Annotated in this window: 1 protein-coding gene; it reads left to right on the top strand. The window is 33.4% G+C overall.

What is annotated here, in order from left to right:
- Positions 1 to 105: 105 nt before the first annotated feature.
- Positions 106 to 780, top strand: coding sequence for a hypothetical protein (locus LS67_RS09470; RefSeq protein ID WP_236096392.1), 675 nt, complete (start codon positions 106 to 108; stop codon positions 778 to 780).
- The last annotated feature ends 137 nt before the right edge of the window (positions 781 to 917 follow it).

Below are 917 nucleotides of genomic sequence, written 5' to 3'. Positions count from 1 at the left end.
AGCAGAATCTACATTACACCTACAACACATATGTGGTTTCCCATTCCAAAAAATGGGGAAGTAATGGCTAAGTATTTTAATGATGAATACAATTAAGGAATTACTATGAAAAAAGATACAGAACTAGAAATATTTGCACTTTGTGAGCGATTAACAGAGCTTTTAGGGGATAAAGAAGCTATTGCAGATTTAAAACTTCTACAAAAACTCCACCCTGAAATGTTTAAGAATATGCAAGAGGTATCAACATTAATTCAAGAAGTAGTAAGTGAGCCTGAAATCATTATTAAAAATCCTTCTCCAAAGAGTGAAAAAGATTATATAGCAGGAAAAAAGCTTAATGATAAAAAAATGGGTGAAGTTGGCGTAAGACAAGATGAAAATATTGTTAAGATTTTTCACGCCAATAAAAAAAGGTTAAAGAATTTAGATTTGTTAGCAAAGAAAGAAGTAGTAGCCGATGGTAGGGACGCCCACACCCCCTACACTCAAGCCCAAAGTCTTGACGGGCGACTGGTTGATAACAACATTTCATCAACTACCAACGACATTATATCACATTATCCTTTAACACAAGAGGAATTACAAAGACGACTTAACATTAATCTTAACAACCATAGGAGAGTAAGCGATGAAAAGCAAAAGCAAGAATACTTAGTAAGGGCAAATGCCATTAAAGAACAAGCTAAAAAACAACATATTGCTTTAGATTCTAAATCTCTAAAAGCACTTGAAAAAGCCAATCTAACAAAAAGTAACACCAATACAAAGGAGAGATAATGAACGATATTACCCAAAGACTACAAGACATTAAAAGCATAAGAGCAAACAGAAAAAATGAGGATAGACTCGTAAGCAGGATAGAAAAGCTATCTAAACAACGAGACAAGCAACAAAAAATTCTCCAAAACATAGAA

The organism is Helicobacter sp. MIT 03-1616, assembly GCF_000765685.2.
Lineage (GTDB): Bacteria > Campylobacterota > Campylobacteria > Campylobacterales > Helicobacteraceae > Helicobacter_C > Helicobacter_C typhlonius.
The sequence above is the reverse complement of the archived record's forward strand: the minus strand, read 5'-3'. Positions and strand labels throughout refer to the sequence as shown.

Coding starts and splice junctions, on each gene's coding strand:
- LS67_RS09470 (WP_236096392.1), top strand. CDS start 106: ATGAAAAAAGATACAGAACTAGAAATATTTGCACTTTGTGAGCGATTA.